The sequence below is a fragment of the Streptomyces sp. NRRL WC-3549 genome, from assembly GCF_000721935.1.
In the GTDB taxonomy this organism is placed as follows: Bacteria; Actinomycetota; Actinomycetes; order Streptomycetales; family Streptomycetaceae; genus Streptomyces.
The window spans coordinates 74,237-76,344 of sequence record NZ_KL585440.1 but is presented as its reverse complement, the minus strand read 5'-3'; the positions used below and the strand labels follow the sequence as shown (position 1 = coordinate 76,344).

The following is a 2,108-nucleotide window of genomic DNA, read 5'->3' as shown; positions in this document are numbered from 1 at the left end:
GTGTCGCGGTCCGGCGGACCCGCCGTCACAGCGGCATCCGGGCGCGCGCCTACCGGTCGGTGCCGAGGATCAGCGAGGTGGCGTACGGGGAGTCGTACCCGTACTCCTCGTCGTTCGACGACGAGTCCTCGGCCACGGACCAGATGAGGAATCCGAGGAAGACGGCGCCGATCAGGATCGCGATCGAGCCGAGGACGACGCCCGCGAGTGCCATGCCGCCGTTGGTCGCCTCGCCGCGCTTGGCCCTGCCCTGACCGATGATGCCGAAGACCAGCGCGAGGATGCCGAGGATGACGCCGATTCCCCACATGCAGAAGCCGACGACGGCGATGATGCCGAGCACCATCGCCGCGACGCCGAGTCCGTTCGCGGGTGCCGGTCCCCAGCCCGGCTGACCCGTGTACCCCGGGTATCCGGGGTAACCGGCGTACGGGGCGGGGGGCGCGGCCGGGTAGCCGTACTGCCCCTCGGGCCGCCCAGGCCCGTTCGGTGCGACGGGCGGTGGGGGTACGTCACCGCCCTGGGGCGGTCCGAAACCTCCGGCCGGCGGGCCCGGTATCGGTCCGGCGCCCGGCTCCGTGCTCGGCAGGGACGCGACCGTCGGCTGGTCGTGTACGCCCGGCGGGCGGACGTCCCCGGCCTGCTTGCCGAGGTCCACCCTGTTCTCCGGCGGTGCCCACGGATCGTGCGGCGCCGGTCCGCCCCCGGGCTGCGGTGTGTTGTCTGACATGGGCCTCCCCCATCGTGGTCCCGCCATGCTACGGCCCGGCGTCCGGCCCGCAGGCCCCGCATACGATGATCGGTGCAGCCGGGCCACCCGGCCCAGAATGCGAACCCGGGAGATTCCGATGAACGATCTGCACCCCTTCATCGCGGGGCTGCCCAAGGCCGAACTCCACGTCCACCACGTCGGCTCCGCGTCGCCCCGCATCGTGGCCGAACTGGCGGCCCGCCACCCCGACTCCAAGGTTCCCACGGACCCCGAGGCGCTGGCGGACTTCTTCACGTTCACCGACTTCGGGCACTTCATCGACGTGTACCTGTCGGTGGTGGACCTGGTGCGTACCGAGGAGGACGTGCGGCTGCTGACGTTCGAGATCGCCCGGGACATGGCCCGGCAGAACATCAGGTACGCGGAGCTGACGGTCACCCCGTTCAGCTCGACCCGGCGCGGCATTCCCGAGCAGGGGTTCATGGAGGCGATCGAGGACGCCCGCAAGGCCGCCGAGGCCGAGTTGGGCGTCGTGTTGCGCTGGTGCTTCGACATCCCGGGTGAGGCCGGGCAGGAGGCCGCCGAGGAGACCACCCGGCTCGCGGTGGACCTGCGGCCCGAGGGGCTCGTCTCCTTCGGTCTCGGGGGCCCGGAGATCGGTGTGGACCGGCCGCAGTTCAAGCCGTACTTCGACCGGGCGATCGCCGCGGGGCTGCACTCCGTCCCGCACGCCGGGGAGACCACGGGTCCGCAGACCGTCTGGGACGCGCTGACGCACCTGCGGGCGGAGCGCGTCGGGCACGGCACCAGTGCGGTCCAGGACCCGCAGCTGCTGGCCCATCTCGCCGAGCACCGCATCGCCCTGGAGGTCTGCCCGACCTCGAACATCGCGACCCGTGCGGTCAAGGACCTCGACCGGCACCCGGTGAGGGAGATGGTGCGGGCCGGTGTCCTGGTGACGATCAACAGTGACGACCCGCCCATGTTCGGCACGGACCTCGACAACGAGTACGCGGTGGCCGCCCGGCTGCTGGACCTGGACGAGCGGGGACTGGCCGCGCTGGCCAAGAACGCCGTGGACGCCTCGTTCCTCGACCCGGCGGGCAAGCGGGCCCTGGCCGCCGAGATCGACACCTACACGACGAACTGGCTCACCGCCCCGGGGCGGTGAGCTCCGCGGTCACAATGGTCTTATGGTCACCACCGTCACCGCCGTGGCTCACCGCGGCGATCCCTACCGCGCCCGCGAGAACACCCTCCCTTCGATCAGGTCCGCCGTCGGGCGGGGGGCGGACGCGGTCGAGATCGACGTCCGCGTCACCCGCGACGGGGTGCCGGTCCTGCTCCACGACGCCACCCTGGAGCGCCTGTGGGGCTGTCTCTTATACACATCTCT

Annotated in this window: 2 protein-coding genes and 1 pseudogene; 2 read left to right on the top strand and 1 reads right to left on the bottom strand. The window is 71.7% G+C overall.

Going from position 1 to position 2,108, the window contains the following annotated elements; all coding sequences use genetic code 11:
* Nucleotides 1-49: 49 nt before the first annotated feature.
* Entirely contained in the window at nt 50-730 is a 681-nt protein-coding gene (locus tag IH13_RS0133260; RefSeq protein ID WP_031090371.1) for a DUF4190 domain-containing protein, read from the bottom strand.
* Between the two features lie 118 nt (nt 731-848).
* Between IH13_RS0133260 and IH13_RS0133255 the strand changes: the two genes are divergently transcribed.
* Together IH13_RS0133255 and IH13_RS0133250 are read left to right on the top strand one after the other, a co-directional pair.
* On the top strand, nt 849-1,883 hold the full coding sequence (locus IH13_RS0133255) for an adenosine deaminase (protein ID WP_031090369.1): 1,035 nt from the start codon (nt 849-851) through the stop codon (nt 1,881-1,883).
* Between the two features lie 22 nt (nt 1,884-1,905).
* Nucleotides 1,906-2,108: pseudogene (locus IH13_RS0133250) on the top strand (glycerophosphodiester phosphodiesterase); the annotation flags it as partial.

Coding starts and splice junctions, on each gene's coding strand:
- IH13_RS0133260 (WP_031090371.1), bottom strand. CDS start 730: ATGTCAGACAACACACCGCAGCCCGGGGGCGGACCGGCGCCGCACGAT.
- IH13_RS0133255 (WP_031090369.1), top strand. CDS start 849: ATGAACGATCTGCACCCCTTCATCGCGGGGCTGCCCAAGGCCGAACTC.